Below are 19,096 nucleotides of genomic sequence, written 5' to 3' on the forward strand. Positions count from 1 at the left end.
GTAAGCCTAATGCGTTAAGAACACCCTCATCACCTGAGAAGTGCAGTTCGGAAGATTCCCCTGTTAATCCCGTTTGGATAGTAAGTGTTGCTTCACTATCAAGTATTCCACTAAGTGATGTTGATGAGGTAGTCTTATCAGGGGTTATCTTAACAAGGTCTTCTATCTTTAACCCATTAGCCATATCTAAGCCAGCTTTGCTACCTATGGCATTAGCTAGTTTATCTATTAGGTCTTGAATGGTATCTTCCCCTTCAAGGGTAACCTCTGCCTGTTTGCCATTGCCATATATCGTTATAGTCTGCGTATTATCAAGCAACATTCGCCCGTCCCCATTAGTGAACACTAGTCTGCCACCAGCAGTAGCATCTTTCAGCTTGACCTCTGCGGGTGTTGACACTGCCCAGCCCCAAGTGCCGCCTATTTTATCCTCTGGCACGTTCCAGTCTCTATCCCAGCTAATCTTTATCTCCTTAAACTCCCCATTCTCTATAGTCATAGCAGTGAACTCAACGTGACCAAAAGGGTCACGAACATCCCAGAATACTTGCGGGATAACATTGCTACCAGTAGTATTCGTTCCATTAGGCACGTCAATCTCGATGCGAACATTTTTGATACCATCCATATTCGCAGGATTGATATTCCAGTTGTAGGTTGGGCTTGTCCATGTAGTAAAGCCCGGTTTAACCTCCACATCGGGACTATTTGCTTGGTAGTAAAACAAAGCCTTGTCGCCAACAGCCATGCTATTGACAGCAGTCGCAGAGATAAAATACTGAAGACTGGTATAAGTGCCAGTAGCAGTATTTGGCGTATATATAGATGCCCTGTAACTCATAATTCCGCCCCAATTAATGAGTGTTCCAAAAGCAGCTGGATAATGCTTTGTCCCGTCAGCTGGGTCCACATAAAATGAGCGAAGAAAGTTGCTAGAACTGCCACCGCCTTGAAGCTGCCATGCTCTTGTGCCATCAGCAAGATTTATAAAGGTGGTAGAACCCATGGCAGTAGCATTAGCAGTGTGCATCCCGTCTATGGCGTCAGCCCCAGAAACTATCTCGTATCCCATATAAAAGCCTGAAAAGTTATCATACGGATAGGTGTAGCCACTAATCTGATACGTAGTGGAAACACCATCATTGGTCACAATAGAAGGGGATGGAGTAGTGAACCCACGACGTTGTTCTAACAGTATTTGTCTGTAGTCAGCAATATTGCTTGTCTGAAGCCCGCCAGTCGTCGGCACTCCCCAGTTGGTAGCGGTAACGTAATAAGGCTCTATATGTACTGTATCATCGCTTACGGTGAACTTCACTGCTTCGTTATCCAGCCCCTCTACTACAACATTCGTTATCCCACTAGGGTAGCTGAGACGTTTAGTATAGTCCATGAGTTGTGCTGTCTGATAGACTGCATTTTCCCCTGCCTTAGTGCTAAATGTTAGCTTGTAATCTCCTGATACAGGGGTAGTAGCCCCCCCCCCCCCCAGCTGACTATATGAAATAAGGGCAACATCTATCCCCGATGACGCAGATATAGATACACCATTGCTGCCATCCAATAACCTCTTCGTGTTAAACTCTGTCGTCAAACTAACCCTGTTCACCTCGCCCTTTAACGCCTCTATCTCCTTCTGCAACTCCGCTCGGTCATTAGACGTATACGAACCTCCACCAGCTTGAACTGATAGCTCCCTCATACGCAAAAGCATATCATTCACTACACCTAACGCACCATCCATAGTCTGTAAATACGAAATAGCATCCTGCGCATTAGCAGTAGCCTTTGATAACCCGCTTATCTGTGTCCTTAACTTATCTGATATAGCTATACCCGAAGCATCGTCTGACGCATGGTTTATACGCAACCCACTAGATAACCCCTCTATTGAATGTGATAATGCCTTTGCACTACTGCTGATACCTCCCTGCACCAACACAGCCGCCGTATTAGTATAAACACTAAATGACATAAACAAGCCTCCCTGCAAATACTAAACAAATAAAAAAAGCTGATAGAATAGCCCCTAAATATATACATAACATATATACATAAAGAACTTCCACCAGCCTGATTCCCTCATAGCTTAACTAAATTGTACTGAACCATAACACAAAAAGGGGAGGTTGTCAAGAGTTAGTTTATGTGCCTTGTGGCTACAAAGTTCACTTCGCTTCCGAGCACATTAGACAGCACCACATCGCCCACCTTGACAGGTGCTTGAACTGACACCCCGTCTAGTAGCTTGACGGCTTCAAGTATCTGCCCTTTCGCTATTTCAGCGTCTGTTTTGACAGGCAGTCTTGCAATATCTCCGCCCTTCAGCCACACGGTGCTTGTTATAACACGGGTTGGATTGGTCAGCTCCTTTTTACCGTATGCTAGCCCACGCGGACATTTATTGCCTGACACCAAATAGCCGTTGGCTTCATCCACCTGCAATAGGCAACCTATAGGACAACAAACACAAGTTAGCTCAGTCATAGTTCTTCCTCCACAGTAGCAGACTCGTTCAGCGCATACGCCGCCGCCGCCTTGCCTGCCTTGAAACCCTCTTCTGTAACAAAGTCAACTAGGTCGTGCACATGTGCTACATTGCCAGCGGCAAATATCCCGCTGATAGATGTTTCCATATTCTCGGAGAACACCACACCATTTGTGCGGCTGTCTATCTCAATGCCCGCTCCCCTAGAAAGCTCATTTTCGGGCACTAACCCCACTGACAACAGCAATGTATCGCACTTTATAGTCTGTTCCGTGCCTTTAATCGGTATTCTGTTGTCATCTACTTTAGCAACTACCACTTCATCTAAACGATTAACTCCCCGTATTTCTATAACCGTATGACTTAAATGCAGCGGGATATTATAATCATTTAGGCATTGGACTATATTGCGCCTTAATCCGCTGGAGTAAGGCATTAGCTCATACACACCCAGCACTTGTGCTCCCTCTAGCGTCATGCGCCGCGCCATTATCAGCCCTATGTCACCTGAACCTAATATTACTACACGTTTGCCGAGCCGCGCCCCTTCAATATTTAGGTAGTGTTGAGCCGCTCCAGCAGTTAAAACGCCAGAAGGACGGCTACCCGATATGCCGATAGCCCCACGCGTTCGCTCACGACAACCCATACAGAGCACAATACTTTTAGCCTGCAATTTAACATACCCATGTTGCGGATGAACTACGTCTAGTGATTTATCGGGATATATAGCTAATACCATAGCATCAGTCCACGTTTCAATGCCCGTGCCCGCCAATTTTTCTATAAAACGTTCAGCATATTCAGGACCGGTAAGCTCCTCATTAAAGTAGTGCAACCCAAACCCATTATGAATACACTGGTTTAATATGCCGCCTAAATATTTGCTGCGTTCTAATATGAGGACGCCAGCTCCGTTTTCACGGGCAGATAATGCTACTGCAAGTCCTGCAGGACCGCCACCAACCACTAGAACATCATAATTTTTCATTCAACCCCCGTAGCAACTTTTGTATCGCCAGTGGTGATGTAACTGCCCGCCACCCCAAGCACTACGCTATGATAATCAACGCCCAATTCTCGTGCAATTACAGCTTGCACCCTGCCACCACAAAACCCGCCCTGACAACGACCAAAGCCCGCGTTAGTCCTGCGCTTAACGGCATCTATTGAACGTGGGGGCAATGGGCGATGCAATGCATCAACTATTTCTCCCTCGCTAACGCTCTTACACCTGCAAACAATCCTGCCATATAGCGGATTTTCAGCTACGGAATTGCTACGTTCGCTAGCCGTCATATCATTGAACCGCTTAACACGACGTTTAGCTACAAAGTTCGGGTTATTAGTCAGTTCTAGCCCAACCCTGCCAAGCATTTTAACTATGTCACGTGCAATAGACGGGGCAGACGTAAGACCTGGGGATTTAACCCCCGCTACGTTAAAGAAGCCGCTCATCTCCTTAGATTCGCCTACGATAAAATCCCCCATGCCAGCATCAGCCCTAACACCCGCAAAGTTGCGGATAGAGAACCTAAAGTCAAGTGCTGGCACCGAACGAAACGCTGTCTTTTTAATAAGCTCCAGCCCGTCTGTATAGGTATTGACGTTGGCATCAGGCACGTCTATACTATCAGGACCAACGATAAGGTTGCCGTGAACAGTAGGCGACACTAAAACGCCCTTGCCCACCTTGCTAGGGCACTGAAATATTATTCGCTGAACAAGATTGCCTACGCTTGTATCAAGCAGGTAGTATTGTCCACGCTTAGGGGTAATGCTGAAGTGCGGGGTTTCAACCATACCGCTAATTTTATCTGCCTCAATACCCGCTGCATTTATAACAAAACGCGCCTTTAGCTCCCCCTTATTGGTTTGGATAATGAAATTTGCGCGGTCTTTGACAATACCCATTACTTCGGTATCAAGTTGAACCTGCGCCCCGCCTAATATGGCAGCCTCCGCCTGTGCAAATGCTAGCTCCCACGGGGAAACTATACCCGCACTGGGCGCATAGAGGGCGGATTTTGCCTCGCTAGAGATAGCAGGCTCTATTCTGTGCAGTTCATCGGAATCTATTATTCTAAGAGCAGATACTCCGTTTGCTATGCCTCTGCGATATAGCTCGTCAATGCTCTTTTTATCGTCATCATCAAAAGCTAGCACTAACGAACCGACTTTTTTATATGGTATATCAAGCTCAGCACTCAAGCTTTCTATAAGCGCACAGCCCTCGACGTTGTAGTGAGCCATACGGGTATTTGGCAATGGGTCGTAGCCAGCGTGGACTATCGCACTATTAGCCTTTGTAGTCCCTGCGCCAACGTCATTTTCCCTTTCAACCAGTAACGTGTTCACATCATAACGGCTAAGCTCATACAAGATGGAACAGCCACAGACCCCACCACCTATAATAATAACATCATACATTTAGTTTATGCTCCTTAGCAAACGAAACTGCCCTGCTGTCGCCAAAATCAACCTTATCAGGTGCACTCATGTCAAAGCTAGTATCGTCCTTAAAAAAGCTATTTTCAAGCATATCCATCGGAACATTGTCTGCAAAACGCCGTTTTGCATCGTTATGCAGTGCAAGGATATAAGTCAGAGCGTTATTCCGTTCGCCTAATGTCGCCCCCTCCACCATAAAAGTTAATTTTGGTGAGGTGTTAGACATGCCATACATAATAAAGCCCGTCTGCCAATCAACACGCACCTGTCCATCAAACTCCACTATGCCGTAGCCGTCCTTATCAGCAAACAACCGCTTTAACTCCCGCACAACGTAGTCTGTGATTTGTTCCTTGACCTCGTTAGAAACACTATTAGTTCGTATTTCCTTAGTAAGGAAACGTTTATCCAACTGAACAAAGAACCCGCCCAGCGTCTTGACTCCAAGTTCACTGCACATCCGCTCGAACAGAAACACCCCCTCAAGCCCATCATCACGCACAGAACCACTCTCTATATCTGATACAAAATAGTGCAAAGATGCTTCTATTTGGCAGTCTTGATACTTGGTTTTAGCTAAGAACGCCTCCACGCTATCAAAGCCAGCTAGTTTTGCCAACTTTGACATATTAGCAAACATAGTCTCCTTCCAGAGCGAATGCCCCTTGCGGTGATATTCGCTGTTACCGCCGTTTTTAGACACAAATGCACGCACACTGCTGGAATATCGCGGGTCAACATAGACGGTGCTGGCGATATTCATTATTTCATCGGCTTTCTCGCGCGGCAATCCATCGGGCAGGTTGGCAATAAGTGCAGGCAGAGTCTTGCGCAGTTTATAGTCAGCTAAAATATACGCCATATCATCGCCGAGGTAGTGTCCAGTTCCGCCCACTCTTAAGGCATCTTTCCCCTCGCTGACCGATATGCGGTCGGCATCTAAATCAAATGAATATATGCGCAAGCCATCGTCTAATGTTTTCTGAAAATCGGGAACGCGGGCAAGCATCTCTCTGCGGGTGGGGTCGGCTAGCAAGTCGCCTGAATTTACATCAAGCTTATCGCCCAAGAGCACTACTGCTTCACCAAATATAGACTTAAACATATCTTTATATTCAGTAGCTGTGCCACCGAATAGGTTCAAGGCTACCTTGCGGGGATTTTTTGCAAAATAATCGCCATAACGCCCCAACATACGCTCAACGTATAACTTTTTCCCTTCAGTTATTTTATCTATAACCTGTCCTTTCGGTGCATCCCTGCCGATAGTCCCCTTTGATATAGCGGCATTCATCTGCCCAAGCAGGTATGTGTGGATTCCATTTTCGCCGATTGCAAATTTAGCCCCGTTGGTGCTGACCTCTACGTGCGAGCGCGTAATTTGCACATGCCCAGCTGCGCCTAGTTGTCCTTGATTGTGATATACCTGCCCGCTGGACGCAACGCCTATATAATAAACATTGATGCCTTGTTCGGTAAGCCCACTGCTGAATGCATCTGATAGCGACTTTGATGTAGGACCATTATCATGCCCCACCACCACGCTGTCGCCTACCTTTAGTGCTCTTTCGCGTCCGTCTGATAGCTGAAACGTCATACTACCCATCAGTGCGCCAATAGTCCGCATAGCTTCTGGCGTCAAGACGGCATCAGCCTCAAAAAAGTGCCCCGCCTCCCCTACAAATGCCCTAACATCGTAAGAGGTGGACTTGAAAAGTTTATCTTTATTTGCTACAACTGCCCTTACTGCTTGAAATACCATAACTGCCCTCCCAACCTAAAATTTGACAAGGTATAAATTACACTATATATATACTAGCATAATGGAGCGCAAATGAAAATCCTTGTAATAGATGATGAAAAGAATATCTGCATTGCCATACAGGGCATTATGCAGGACGAGGGCTACGAATGTGAATACCGCCTGAACTTTGAGGATGGTTTCAACGCCTTGAAAGACGGCAATTTTGATATTCTATTCCTTGACATCTGGTTGCCCGATAAGGACGGCACTCACGGGTTGCGTGAAATAAAACGGCAATTGCCAAACGTTGAGGTTGTGATGATTTCAGGGCACGGTAGCATTGAAAATGCTGTGGATTCTATCCGCTGGGGAGCTTATGATTTCCTAGAAAAACCGCTATCGCTGGAACGAATACTGCTAATAACAAAACATATACAGGAAAAGATTAACCTAAAAAGCCATATCTCCGCTAGAAAGACGTTAAAAGAGGCAGTAGCAGAGTTTGAACACCAGTATATAGCCGATACACACAAAGAAACAGGTGGCAACCTTGCCGAAACAGCAAGACTGCTGGGCATATCGCAAGCAGAACTAGAACAAAAACGCTAGCGTTCTGATTTCCTCTTGACAACCTCCCACTTTTCTGCTACACTTCCCATACAATTTAATTAGCTACGAAGGAATCGGGCTGACAGAGAACTCTACCATTGTTTAATTGGGGGTATTCTGTCGGCTTTTTGTTTGTATTGCTAGTAAAAACTGAAACACGGAGGTTGTTATGTCTATTAGTGTATATACTAATGTCTATTCTGCCATAGCGCAGAATAATCTTAATTCTGCCAACGACAGACTTGGTAAATCTATAGAGCGACTATCGTCAGGGCTGCGCATAAACCATGCGTCAGACGATGCGTCAGGTTTAGCGATATCAGAGAAGCTACGGACACAACTCAGCGCATTAACAAAGGCACAGAACAATGCCCAAGATGCCATTTCATTCTTACAGACAGCAGAGGACGGAATGGAAGTTGTCGGAGATATGCTACAACGTATGCGTGAGCTTGCAGTGCAGGCAGGTAACGGCGCATTTACGACTAACGATAGACGGGAACTGCAAAAAGAGTTTGACCAGCTGAAAGAGGAAATCAACAGGGTGGCGAATGCAGCTGAGTTTAACACTAAGAAGTTATTATCAGGCGAAACTGCTGGGTTATGGTCAGCGAGTAGCAGTGATGTAGATGTTATATTTAGAGCTGCCCCTGCTGAAGGGAACTATAAGCTGACGTTTGATGCAGAGGCGGGCACAAACGCAGTGTATAAAACTAACGTTATGTCATTATCACCGGTGACAAAAGAAGGAACACTGCCATCTATGACCCTAAGGAGCACAAACACCAGCGGCATGAATAACTTTAACGGCGATGGCGACCTGCGTGCGCTGGATGGTGCCGTTATGAACTTTGTCAATCAGCCTGCACTACCAATAGCAGGTGGCTCTTTTCCTGCCAGAGCGGTATATCACAATGGAATAGCTGGTAGGAAATATTTTCTTCCAGCAACGCCAAATACATACAACCGACCACCTATGAATGGTTTTTTAGCCTTTGAGTTTAATGAGGATGTCGCTAATGTCTCTGGGAATAGCGGAACAGTAAAGGCTACCTTTACAGATGCCGCAACAGGTGCGGTATATACTGCGAATGTATCGTATAGCTATACGTCTAGCAGTGTGATAACGTTTGACAATACAACTATGGGTTTTGCCAATGGGCTTTCATGGGTATCTTCTACCAATACCGCGGCTTGGGTAGTAGAAAACTCTGTTGTAGCAGGCGACAAAGTGTTGTTTTGTTATGGCAATGGCAATGGCAATGACTCTTCCTCTGCCAATGTCAATGCTAGCGTCAATATGGCTATTGAGACAATTGGGGATAGTGCGACTCTTTATGTTAGCGATACTCAATCAGACACCCCTTACATAGGTGTTGACCCTACACAAGGTGGTAGCTATACGGCTGTTAATATAGTGAATGGGGAGTTTGTAACGGCAACTGTTCGCTGGGATAGGAATTATAGCAAACCAGATATTACGGGTAGCGTGAGGTTATCGGCGATTGGCGTAGGGGGGAACGTTGCTTACTCTGACGTCCAGTTAAAGGATATAAGTGTGTTTTACAATGCTGAAAGCAGAATGTTGCTTGATAACACACAGACTCTCAGCATATATGGCAATAACAAGAGTGCTGATATTTACCTAGAGAGTGAAGATACTCTGACTGATTTAGTTGCTAAGCTGGCTAATGCTATTGACACGTTAGGTATGGCAGGCACTCTCTCTGCTAGCGAGCTAGTTAAGTTTGTTGAGGCGAGTGCAACTGCCACATCAGGAAACTATGCAATGCCTGGCACTATAGTGTTCCAGACAGCCTTAACGGGTAAGAAGTCGGAGCTGAGGTTTGTGGGGGATGAAATCTTGCTGAATGCACTCGGCATAGCACAGATACAGGAGGCGACAGCCAGCAGTATGAACGTAACTGTCACTGATGTGCACACTGGCAAGTTAGTTGGTAGCGACACAGTATCAGACTATATGCTACGGGGCGTCATAAAGGGAGTTGATATAAATTTTGCGTCCAATATAGGGCTAAAGACAAGTTTTAATGCTGACGAAGGGAAAGTAATATTCACCTCCACGACTGAAACTGCAAACATACATATAGCCGATAATGCTACTAAGATGCAGTTAGGGACAAGGAGTGAGTATATTAGCATAGGACGAATGGATACAACTGCATTAGAGATAAACGATGTATATTTGGTAACTCAGGCAGATGCAGAGGAGGCATTGACTAAGATAGACTCAGCACTAGAGCGGGCGAACCATACACGTTCAACCATCGGAGCACTAATAAACAGGTTTGAACAAGCGCAAAAGAGCATTAGCACGACAAGGCAGAACACTATAGCTGTGGAGTCTCATATACGCGACCTAGACGTAGCTGATGAGTCGTCAAAGTTCACTACTATCCAGATACTGGTCAACTCAGCAGCGGCAATGCTGGCACAGGCTAACACCGTGCCGCAAATGGCATTACAACTGGTAGGGAGGTAGGGTGCCGTATGCCATTTGATTTAGTATCTGATTATGCGCCTATGGGCGACCAACCAGAGGCTATCCGCTCTCTAGTTGATAGTTATAGGCAAGGCGTTCGCAAACAGGTTTTATTGGGCGTGACGGGTTCAGGCAAAACTTTCACTATGGCAAACGTTATCAAGGAGCTTGACGTACCCACGTTGATTATCGCTCACAACAAAACGCTAGCCGCCCAGCTATTTGGTGAATTCCAGAAGTTTTTTCCCAACAATGCAGTGGAATATTTTGTCAGCTACTACGATTACTTTCAGCCAGAGGCATATATCCCATCAAGCGATGTCTATATTGAGAAAGATTCCGCTATCAATGAAGATATAGACAAGCTACGCCACAGGGCGACTCGTAGCCTGTTAGAGCGGCGTGATGTTATTGTTGTAGCGTCAGTTTCTTGCATATACGGCATAGGCTCGCCAGAAGCATATTACGGAATGTTGATTACCCTTGAACTGGGGCAGGAGGCTGAGTTTGATACAATACTTGCCAAGCTGATAGAGTTGCAATATAACCGCAACGACTATGACTTCCACCGTGGCACGTATCGCGTGAAAGGGGACACGTTAGAGGTATTTCCCATACATGAAGACACGATTGCTTACCGCATAGAGTTTTTCGGCAATACGGTTGATAGGATTAGCGAGTTTGATTCTTTAACGGGTAAGACTATCCGTGAGCGCGACAAGGTGGCGATATTCCCCGGCACTCACTACGTAACAGACCACATGGCTATAAAATCAACAGCGGAGACCATAAAGCGAGATTTGCGCACAAGATGTGCGGAGCTGATGGAGCAGAATAAGCTAGTTGAGGAACAGCGGCTTTCGCAGCGAACGATGTATGATATGGAGATGTTGCTTGAAACGGGCTATTGTAATGGCATAGAAAACTATTCTAGGTATTTTGAGAATAGAGCACCGGGCACCCCACCATCTACGCTAATGAGTTATCTGCCGAAAGATGCCCTCACTATAATAGACGAATCGCATATTACACTGCCACAGGTGCATGGCATGTATAACGGCGATAGAAGCAGAAAAACTACCCTTGTGGAATATGGTTTTAGGCTACCAGCGGCACTTGACAATAGACCGCTTAAATATGAAGAATTTTATGAGCGCATAGGCAAGGCGTTATATGTTAGTGCTACGCCTAATGAGGCGGAGATTGAGGATAGCAAAGGGGTAGTCGTAGAGCAAATTATACGTCCTACTGGGCTGATAGACCCCGTTATAGAGATAAGACCTTCACGCACGCAGGTAGATGACCTATATGGAGAGGCAAAAAAGGTCGCCGCTAACGGAGAGCGTGTTCTAGTAACTACGCTTACAAAACGTATGGCTGAAGAGTTGACAAAGTATCTATCGGAACTAGACGTGCGGGTGCGCTATTTGCATTCCGAAATTGACACTATAGAGCGTGTGCAGATATTGCGTGCGTTAAGAATGGGCGAATTTGACGTGCTCGTAGGCATAAATCTGTTGCGTGAGGGGCTTGACTTGCCTGAGGTTAGCCTAGTTGCCGTGCTTGATGCCGACAAAGAAGGCTTTTTGCGCTCCACACAGTCGCTAATACAGACGGTCGGCAGAGCTGCGCGCAATGTGAACGGTAGGGCTATCTTTTACGCTGATAAGATGACAAAGTCCATTGAACGCACCATAGAAGAAACCAATCGCCGTAGGACAAAACAATTAGCGTATAACGAAGAGCACAATATCACCCCTGAAACTATTAAGAGTGAAATATCGGACGTGCTAGCATCTATATACGAGAAAGATTATTTAGACGTGCCGCTCACCACAGATGGCGATGTTGAGTTGACGGGCGACACGAAACTTGATATACCTAACGTAGAAAAGCTAATGAAAATGGCGGCGGCAGAGCTGAACTTTGAGAAAGCAGCGAAACTGCGCGATTTGTTATTTGAGCTAAAATCAGAATAGACAAAAGCTTTAGTAGACTTATCCACTTTCTACTTGCCAAGTCCTTGACTATCTGCTACAACCCTTAATATGGATAAGGATAAACAAGTAAAACGGTTAAACCCGCTGAATGATTTTGCCTTTAAGAACATTATGGGCGAAAAAGGCAAGAGCGAGCCTTTACTCCTGTCTTTCCTCAATGCGGTGCTAAAGAAAACAAGAATAGAACCTATCATTTCACTTGAAATATTAGATGATAAAGAATTGCCCGCAGAGAGTTTGCACGGGAAAGCATCTAGGCTAGACGTATTGGCACGACTTGCCAATAATGCAAAGGTCAATATTGAGGTGCAACTAGCTAATGAACACAATATGTCTGAAAGAACGTTGTATTATTGGGGCAGAGAGTTTATACTAGGTATAGAGAGTGGGGAAAACTACAAAGAAATATACCCCGTTATAACAATAAACATAGTGAACTTTAAGCATATACCATTAGACGAGTTCCATACTAGTTTCCATATATACGAAGATACTCATAAGGACTATATGCTAACTAACCTGCTTGAGATACACTTTATAGATATGGTTAGGTTTAGACAGAAACTATCGGTTGGGTTAGATGTAGCAGAGGACGAGTTATACCAGTGGTTAGTTTATATGAATAAGAATAGCGATGACGAGCTATTGAGGAGGGTATTGGGTATGAATAGCGTATTAGCAGAAGTGAACGAGAAGTTAAGGACAGTGCAGAACAACCCTGCACTATATCACGCTTATCTTGGCTATGAAAAATATGAACGGGATATGAACAATGAAAAATCTTATGCAAGAGAGGAAGGGGAGCGGGCAAAAGCCCTTAAAATCGCCCAAAATCTTTTAGCGTTTGCTATTCCACTTGACGTTATTGCCTCAAGCACAGGGCTTACCCTTGCCGAAGTAAAGAGACTTCAGAATAACATTAACGTATAATTATGCTCTATCGTGCTGATATAGATGGGTTACGTGCATTTGCTGTTATCCCTATAATACTTTTTCATTTAGGTTTCACCAAATTCTTTGGTGGTGGTTACGCTGGTGTGGATATATTTTATGTAATATCGGGGTTTTTAATCACTAGTATTATATATGGTGAGATGACTGGCAACGTTCAAAAATCAAACACTGTTATGACGGGGGGGGGGCAGCGCTCATTAGCTAGCTCTGAAGCTACGTCACCCCTTACAGGTGAAGAATATTTTCTCCCATGCGCCAGTGGGACTAGAAAATCAGGCGAGGGGTTTAGTTTTCTAAAATTTTACGAACGTAGGGTTAGGCGTATAATCCCGCCACTGGTGTTTATGACATTCTTATCAATTTTGCTTGTGACGTATTGCTTTTCGCCTGTATTTCTTTCTGACTTTTTTAATTCAGTTAAGTATATATTTCTGTTTGCAGGAAATATATATTTCTGGAGAGATGGCTTCAATTATTTTAGAACAGATATAGCTACAAAACCACTGCTACACACATGGTCGCTAGGGGTAGAGGAGCAGTTTTACATATTATTCCCGCTAGTGCTCTTTTTATTAGTTCGGTATGCTAATAAACATACATTAAAAGCCTTAATTGTCCTATGGATTACATCATTTGCACTAAATATTCATTTTATCTTTCAAGATACCCAGCTGGTGTTTTATTGGTTACCGTTCAGAGCTTGGGAGTTGTTGACGGGAGCAATACTTGCAGTTTCTTTTCCCCATTCCAGCTTGCGGACGTCAACGAACGCAGGGAGGTTAGGGCTAGGAGGCAGTATGGCTGGCGTAGTGGGCTTACTGCTAATATGCACAGGTATTGTGCTACTGGGCTACACCAGAAAAGCTCACTTCCCAGGTTTTCTTGCACTTATGCCAGTAATAGGCACTTTTTTATGTATATCTGCTGGTGGCAACGGTATAGCTGGCAGAATATTATCTTGGAAACCGTTTGTTCATATCGGCAAGCTGTCTTATGCAATGTATCTATGGCACTGGGTTTTAATAGTATGCTGGAAACAATTATTTAGCCACACATTAGACGTTAAAGGTGTGTGTATGCTCATAATACTCACATATTTATTGTCTGCCTTTTCATATAAATTTATAGAACAACCTGTCAGACGGAGAAAGGTACTTGCAGAACGTAAAAAGCTGTTTTCCGTAGCTGCAATGATTTGTTTTGGATTTGTTCTTATGAGCATCCCAGCAAAACACTGGTCTGATAGGATGCTGAATTTAATAGTTAGTCCCTATGCATCTTCCTACGAGCAGGTCAACGATTACTGTGAACGGGCTGTTTTACTAGGTATCCAACGAGGGGGGAAAACAGATGTTTGGAGTGTTAAAGATGACAATAAGTCGGTAGTTCTGGTGCTCGGAGATAGCTATGCTTTGCAATTATCAGCACTGCTAGATAGCTTGTCTGGTGAATATAACAGAAAATATATGCTTATAGGTTGTATAAGTTATATGTTGACATCAAAATTATGTGAGGATAAATTTATAGAGAGTTTAACCGATAAGAGGGTGAGCGATGTTCTTGTCGCAATATCTTTTGGGAGTGATGCCAATTGGGAAAGTTGGCTCAAAGAACGAATTAAGCTTGTAGAAAGCTATAATCCAAAAGCAAGGCTATGGATGCAGATACCAGCACCTAGTATGCCATTTCATACTATTGACAATTCATATCTTGGCAAAGATACTGCAATAACAAGGCAGAAATATGACGAAAAAGAAGGTGTTTATGTGGCAAAGATAAGGAATATAGGAACTCACATAGTAGATGTTCCCTCACGAATGTGTGATGATAATTACTGCTACGGCGTAATAGAGAGCACCATAATGTATAGTGATGCTGGACACTTGACTGTGGCAGGCATATTCAAGTTGCGTGACCTATACGAGCCGATATTTAAGCGATAGCTTTCTTCAGCAAACATATAGACAAATAGCCCGCATTGTCGGGCAGATGTTCACCAGTCAGTAAGTTATAGACTTTCTCGTCTGGCAGGCTTGCGCGCTGAACCAGCACCGCTACACTCGGACGCACCTCACGCACAAACTGCAATAATAAATCTAAACGTTTATGTATCTTCATAAACACTACGCTGTTATGCTCCTGATAAGCCTTTTTAAGAGCATTTATATTATCGGGGATGCCCATAACGACAAAGTCTTCTGCTTTATCAGCAAGGGAAACACCAGCAATGTTTGCCGCTGCCACATAAGATGTTATCCCTGCCACAAATAATGGCTCTATGCCTAGCTTGCGCAATCTAGTTGATACATATTGCGCCGTGCTAAACAGCATACTATCGCCTAGCGTCACATAGACTACCTTTTTGCCCGCTCGCTGTTCGCCAGCAATCTCTTCCGCTAGTGCAGTATAGCACCTGTCAAGCTCTGCTTTATCATTTGTCATTGGGAAATACGACAGGTGCAGTTTATCTTTATCAACGTAGGGACGTATAATGCTTTCAGCCACACTGCGTCCGCTTGCATTACTCTCTGGCACATAGACTATATCGGCTTCTTTGATGAGCCGAACAGCTTTTACGGTAACCAGCTCAGGGTCACCCGGACCTATCCCCAGCATATATATAGGGTGCAACATTATTCAACCGTCACGCTTTTTGCTAGATTGCGCGGTTTATCAACATCTTTGTCCAATGCTTGCGCACTATAGTAGGCAAATAGCTGTGCCACGATAGTCGTCAGGAAAGTTGTCATCTCCTCTTTGTCGCAGTCGGGGATAAATATCTGATTTTCACAGGCAGGGAAATTAGCTCTATTCCTCTCAGAAAATACGCCTATCACCTTTGCTCCACGCGCTTTGACCTCTTGCATATTAGAGAATATCTTTTCTTGCACCTTTATATCAGGCGCAAATATCATCACGGGAAAACTGTCGTCTAATAGCGCAATCGGTCCGTGTTTCAGCTCGCCCGCTGGGTAAGCCTCAGCGTGAATATACGAAATCTCTTTTAGCTTGAGTGCCCCCTCAAGAGCTATTGGACAGGTGAAATTCCTGCCTATATACATAAAGTTTTTAGTATCTTTATATATCTCAGCTATACGCTTAATCTCGTCTTTATTATCAAGGAGCTGCTTTATCTTGTCAGGTATCCGCAGTAAGTCCAACAGCAACCCCGACGTGGTCTTGCTGTCAACCTTTTCGCGCTTTTCCCCTAGCCATAATGCCAGCAAGAACAACGTTAACGCCTGTGAAGTGAATGCTTTGGTTGACGCAACGCTTATTTCAGGACCAGCATGCGTGTATATTACATAGTCCGCCTCTGATGAGATAGACGAGCCTACTACATTACAAATAGCTGCTATCACCGCCCCTCTAGCACGAGCAAGACGCAGAGCATTGCGCGTATCCGCCGTCTCGCCCGACTGACTGACGCCTATCACCAGCACATTTTTATTCAACGGTAGCTCCCTATGGCTGAACTCGCTTGCAGTATCAACCTCTACAGATATGTGCGCATATTTTTCTATAAATAACTTACCCAATAGACTTGAATGCCAGCTAGTGCCACAACCGAGCAAAACTATACGTTCAAGTTTATCTATGCTAGGCACTAGCCCGTCAAATTCTCCAAAAAAGACCTTCCCCTCGTCTGGAACTATCTTGCCACGCATAGTATCTACTATAGTGCGCGGTTGCTCATAAATCTCTTTTAACATAAAGGTGTCAAAACCACCTTTTTCTGCCATTTCAGGCTCCCAGTCTACGTGGAACGGCTCGCGGTGAACGTCTCTGCCGTCTTTATTAACTAGTTTAACCCCGGTCCTAGTTAATTCTGCTAAATCATTCTCCTCTAGCCTGATAAAATCGCGTGTTATATCAAGTGCAGCGGGGATGTCGCTTGCCGCCATATACTCTCCACTGCCTATGCCTATAAGCAACGGAGCATCTCTGCGCGTGGCAACTATCTTGTCTGGCTCTCTAGCAGACATCACCGTCAGAGCATAAGAGCCGCGCGCCCTAGCCGCAGTCAAACGAACTGCCTCTAACAACGAATTGGTTTTATAATATTCCTCGGTCAGGTGGGCTAACACCTCAGTATCGGTATCAGAGCTAAACTTATAGCCAAGCCCTAACAGCTCTGTTTTTAACTCGCTGAAATTTTCAATAATACCGTTATGAACAAGTGCAATGTGTGTAGATTTGTGCGGGTGAGCATTAGTTTCAGATGGTTTGCCATGCGTTGCCCAGCGGGTGTGTCCAATACCTGCAGTGGCGGTGGTCTTAACATCTTTCAAAGCCTTTCGTAAGTTATCTAGCTTGCCTACGGCGCGCACAATCAAAAAATCGCCGTTATCAGGAACGGCTACACCCGCAGAATCATAACCCCTGTATTCCAGCTTTGATAAGCCAGATATGATTGTATCAACTGCGTTTCTAGTGCCGACATAGCCGACTACTCCGCACATCTGCCCCTCCTACAATAAACTGCCATTATAGTATTAGGAAAACAGATAACATGCAAGGCTATTTTGCCTCCTTATCTGTTATTTATTTTTTTGCTAGATAACCAAGCTGATAGTTTTATATGGTCTTTGTTCGTTGGCTCTTTGCTAGTTATAAGCAGGGCATACCTTAAAATGCTTACGCATGTCAAGGGCAAGGAAATTAAAATGCTTGACATATATCGTGATAAATATTAGCTTTTAGATATGTCGCAACAACTAGCAAATGTAGTATCTATATTTGACTCCATTCAAGGGGAGGGGCGTTACGTCGGCGCACGGCAACTATTCGTCCGATTAGCGGGTTGTCCGCTAGCCTGCCCATACTGCGATACAGACCACACAGCACCCCAAGACAGTGAGGTAAGCGCACAAGACTTAGCAGAGCTTTTAACTACTCAGTTTCAAGTAAAATTATATCACAGCATATCTATCACTGGCGGCGAACCTCTGCTATATCCTGACTTTCTGCGCCAGCTGGCGAAAATATTACATACATATGAGGCAAGATTATTCCTAGAAACGTCTGGGTATGACACACAAGCTTTGTTGAATATAGCAGGATGTTTTGACTACTTGAGCGTTGACTTAAAATGGAATATATCTCCGTTTGAGGAGCATACGCACAAGTTGCTAAAGGTTATCAGCAAGCTTGGCACCAAAAAGGCTTACATAAAAATACCTCTGCCCATAGAGGGCGGGCTAGAAATAGTTCAGCAGTCAGCACCGATATTCAAGCATTATGGTATAGCGGAAGTATGGTTGCAGTCTATTGATAATGTTGTAGACACCGATAAAATCGCAGGCTGGCAACGAGTATTCGCAAACTACGGCGTGCGGGCATTTTTTGTGCCACAAGTTCATAAACTGATAGGTGTTGAATGAACATAAAGAACTTTTTATATGGCACATACGGTATGCTCCGCGTGGCTTTTCGCATAGTAGCGGGAGCGCACGTAGATAGCGTTGGGCGCAAACGTATTCGTTTTGCTTTCTGGTTCATAGTATTGCTTGTTGTCAACGTATTACTCGGTAAAAATTTAGCACATCAGCGATACCCTTGGTATACAAACTTAACTATATTTTTGCTGCTAGAGTTCAACATTATCGTTGCATTGCTCTTGTTCGCAACATTCCTTAAAAATATGGCAAAGATAATGTCTGACAGGGAAAATAAAACTTTCGGTTCACGCCTGCAAAGCAAGCTGGTTGCCTTTTCGCTCATCCTGCTGATAATGCCACTTGCCGTTTCATATTCGGTATCCTCAAAGATGGTTCGGAGAATGGTAGATAGGTGGTTTGACAACAATGTCATAAATCTAGGAAAGAACGCTGCATACCTTGTAGAACAATACTACTCCAGCGAGACAGAAGAGCTAATGCGGCAAATCAGCACTGCAGCAAACGACCTATCAAACATAGGCACTACCAACGACGGGCTTCTGAATACTGCAAAAGCCATAGACGTGATGAATCCATATATGCGCCTAAAGCTGTTTGACGGCATTGCTGTCTATAACGCCGCAGGGGCAGCTTATGCACAGCAGAACGTGCATGGCATGACCTTTGACTTTGTAACCAAAGATATACTTAAAGATGTCTTTGCCGGTGGTAGCAAAGGCGCACTTGTAGCGGATGAAGGCAGGTCATACTACTGGGGCGGCATGCCCATAATCAGCGACAATAAGACTATTGGAGCACTATTTGCATACGACCTAGCCTCGCCAGCTATTATTAAGACGCTTGACGATATGCTTGATAACTCCGACTTGCTAAGGCAAGCGCGCTACTTCTCATATCCTATTAACAATTCGCTCAATATATCTACAGTCATTATATGTTTAATCG

12 protein-coding genes and 2 pseudogenes are annotated in these 19,096 nt (G+C 44.5%); 7 read left to right on the forward strand and 7 right to left on the reverse strand.

Annotated elements, in window-relative coordinates; genetic code table 11:
- The 5 genes and pseudogenes from AC1MDJ_RS03725 to AC1MDJ_RS03745 form a co-directional block, all read right to left on the reverse strand.
- Window positions 1-1,975 (reverse strand): flagellin N-terminal helical domain-containing protein (locus AC1MDJ_RS03725; RefSeq protein ID WP_479689613.1); only part of this gene is annotated, 1,975 nt, incomplete at its 3' end.
- Between the two features lie 164 nt (window positions 1,976-2,139).
- Window positions 2,140-2,487: a DUF1667 domain-containing protein gene (locus tag AC1MDJ_RS03730; RefSeq protein ID WP_479689614.1), complete on the reverse strand. Its 348-nt coding sequence runs from the start codon at window positions 2,485-2,487 to the stop codon at window positions 2,140-2,142.
- Window positions 2,488-2,510: 23 nt separating this feature from the next.
- Window positions 2,511-3,479: pseudogene (locus AC1MDJ_RS03735) on the reverse strand (NAD(P)/FAD-dependent oxidoreductase); the annotation flags it as partial.
- Window positions 3,476-4,918 carry an FAD-dependent oxidoreductase gene (locus AC1MDJ_RS03740; RefSeq protein WP_479689615.1) on the reverse strand — a complete coding sequence of 481 codons (1,443 nt, stop codon included), beginning with the start codon at window positions 4,916-4,918 and terminating at the stop codon, window positions 3,476-3,478. The gene AC1MDJ_RS03740 and the pseudogene AC1MDJ_RS03735, both read right to left, overlap by 4 nt.
- Complete coding sequence (locus AC1MDJ_RS03745; RefSeq protein ID WP_479689616.1) at window positions 4,911-6,701, reverse strand: phosphohexomutase domain-containing protein; 1,791 nt, start codon at window positions 6,699-6,701, stop codon at window positions 4,911-4,913. The genes AC1MDJ_RS03740 and AC1MDJ_RS03745 overlap by 8 nt, the downstream gene beginning before the upstream one ends.
- A 72-nt stretch (window positions 6,702-6,773) precedes the next feature.
- Here AC1MDJ_RS03745 and AC1MDJ_RS03750 point away from each other — a divergent pair, with 72 nt between their 5' ends.
- The 5 genes from AC1MDJ_RS03750 to AC1MDJ_RS03770 all read left to right on the forward strand — a co-directional run bounded on the left by AC1MDJ_RS03750 (window position 6,774) and on the right by AC1MDJ_RS03770 (window position 14,692).
- Complete coding sequence (locus AC1MDJ_RS03750) at window positions 6,774-7,292, forward strand: response regulator (protein WP_479689617.1); 519 nt, start codon at window positions 6,774-6,776, stop codon at window positions 7,290-7,292.
- Between the two features lie 169 nt (window positions 7,293-7,461).
- Window positions 7,462-9,795, forward strand: a complete 2,334-nt coding sequence (locus tag AC1MDJ_RS03755; RefSeq protein WP_479689618.1) for a flagellin N-terminal helical domain-containing protein — start codon at window positions 7,462-7,464, stop codon at window positions 9,793-9,795.
- Window positions 9,796-9,803: 8 nt separating this feature from the next.
- Window positions 9,804-11,774 (forward strand): excinuclease ABC subunit UvrB, encoded by a 1,971-nt coding sequence (uvrB, locus tag AC1MDJ_RS03760; protein ID WP_479689619.1) that lies wholly within the window; start codon window positions 9,804-9,806, stop codon window positions 11,772-11,774.
- A 69-nt stretch (window positions 11,775-11,843) separates the two neighbouring features.
- Entirely contained in the window at window positions 11,844-12,725 is an 882-nt protein-coding gene (locus AC1MDJ_RS03765) for an Rpn family recombination-promoting nuclease/putative transposase (RefSeq protein ID WP_479689620.1), read from the forward strand.
- A gap of 2 nt (window positions 12,726-12,727) precedes the next feature.
- The gene (locus AC1MDJ_RS03770) at window positions 12,728-14,692 is read left to right on the forward strand and encodes an acyltransferase family protein (RefSeq protein ID WP_479689621.1); all 1,965 of its coding nucleotides are present in this window, start codon (window positions 12,728-12,730) and stop codon (window positions 14,690-14,692) included.
- On the opposite strand, the gene cobI is transcribed toward AC1MDJ_RS03770, so the two are convergent.
- Entirely contained in the window at window positions 14,682-15,383 is a 702-nt protein-coding gene (gene cobI, locus AC1MDJ_RS03775; RefSeq protein WP_479689622.1) for a precorrin-2 C(20)-methyltransferase, read from the reverse strand. The two genes, AC1MDJ_RS03770 and cobI, sit on opposite strands and share 11 nt — an antisense overlap.
- On the reverse strand, window positions 15,383-17,212 hold the full coding sequence (glmS, locus tag AC1MDJ_RS03780; RefSeq protein WP_479689623.1) for a glutamine--fructose-6-phosphate transaminase (isomerizing): 1,830 nt from the start codon (window positions 17,210-17,212) through the stop codon (window positions 15,383-15,385). Before glmS ends, cobI begins: the two co-directional genes overlap by 1 nt.
- A gap of 243 nt (window positions 17,213-17,455) precedes the next feature.
- On the opposite strand from glmS, the gene AC1MDJ_RS03785 reads away from it, so the two are divergent.
- Both AC1MDJ_RS03785 and AC1MDJ_RS03790 read left to right on the forward strand, forming a co-directional pair.
- The gene (locus tag AC1MDJ_RS03785) at window positions 17,456-18,133 is read left to right on the forward strand and encodes a 7-carboxy-7-deazaguanine synthase QueE (protein ID WP_479689624.1); all 678 of its coding nucleotides are present in this window, start codon (window positions 17,456-17,458) and stop codon (window positions 18,131-18,133) included.
- A pseudogene (locus AC1MDJ_RS03790) lies at window positions 18,130-19,096 on the forward strand (hypothetical protein); the annotation flags it as partial. The gene AC1MDJ_RS03785 and the pseudogene AC1MDJ_RS03790, both read left to right, overlap by 4 nt.

The organism is Candidatus Termitispirillum reticulitermitis (assembly GCF_054655775.1).

Bases quoted from the DNA above. Each gene is read 5' to 3' on its own strand.
- AC1MDJ_RS03730 (WP_479689614.1), bottom strand. From the start codon at position 2,487: ATGACTGAGCTAACTTGTGTTTGTTGTCCTATAGGTTGCCTATTGCAG.
- AC1MDJ_RS03740 (WP_479689615.1), bottom strand. From the start codon at position 4,918: ATGTATGATGTTATTATTATAGGTGGTGGGGTCTGTGGCTGTTCCATC.
- AC1MDJ_RS03745 (WP_479689616.1), bottom strand. From the start codon at position 6,701: ATGGTATTTCAAGCAGTAAGGGCAGTTGTAGCAAATAAAGATAAACTT.
- AC1MDJ_RS03750 (WP_479689617.1), top strand. From the start codon at position 6,774: ATGAAAATCCTTGTAATAGATGATGAAAAGAATATCTGCATTGCCATA.
- AC1MDJ_RS03755 (WP_479689618.1), top strand. From the start codon at position 7,462: ATGTCTATTAGTGTATATACTAATGTCTATTCTGCCATAGCGCAGAAT.
- uvrB (WP_479689619.1), top strand. From the start codon at position 9,804: ATGCCATTTGATTTAGTATCTGATTATGCGCCTATGGGCGACCAACCA.
- AC1MDJ_RS03765 (WP_479689620.1), top strand. From the start codon at position 11,844: ATGGATAAGGATAAACAAGTAAAACGGTTAAACCCGCTGAATGATTTT.
- AC1MDJ_RS03770 (WP_479689621.1), top strand. From the start codon at position 12,728: ATGCTCTATCGTGCTGATATAGATGGGTTACGTGCATTTGCTGTTATC.
- cobI (WP_479689622.1), bottom strand. From the start codon at position 15,383: ATGTTGCACCCTATATATATGCTGGGGATAGGTCCGGGTGACCCTGAG.
- glmS (WP_479689623.1), bottom strand. From the start codon at position 17,212: ATGTGCGGAGTAGTCGGCTATGTCGGCACTAGAAACGCAGTTGATACA.
- AC1MDJ_RS03785 (WP_479689624.1), top strand. From the start codon at position 17,456: ATGTCGCAACAACTAGCAAATGTAGTATCTATATTTGACTCCATTCAA.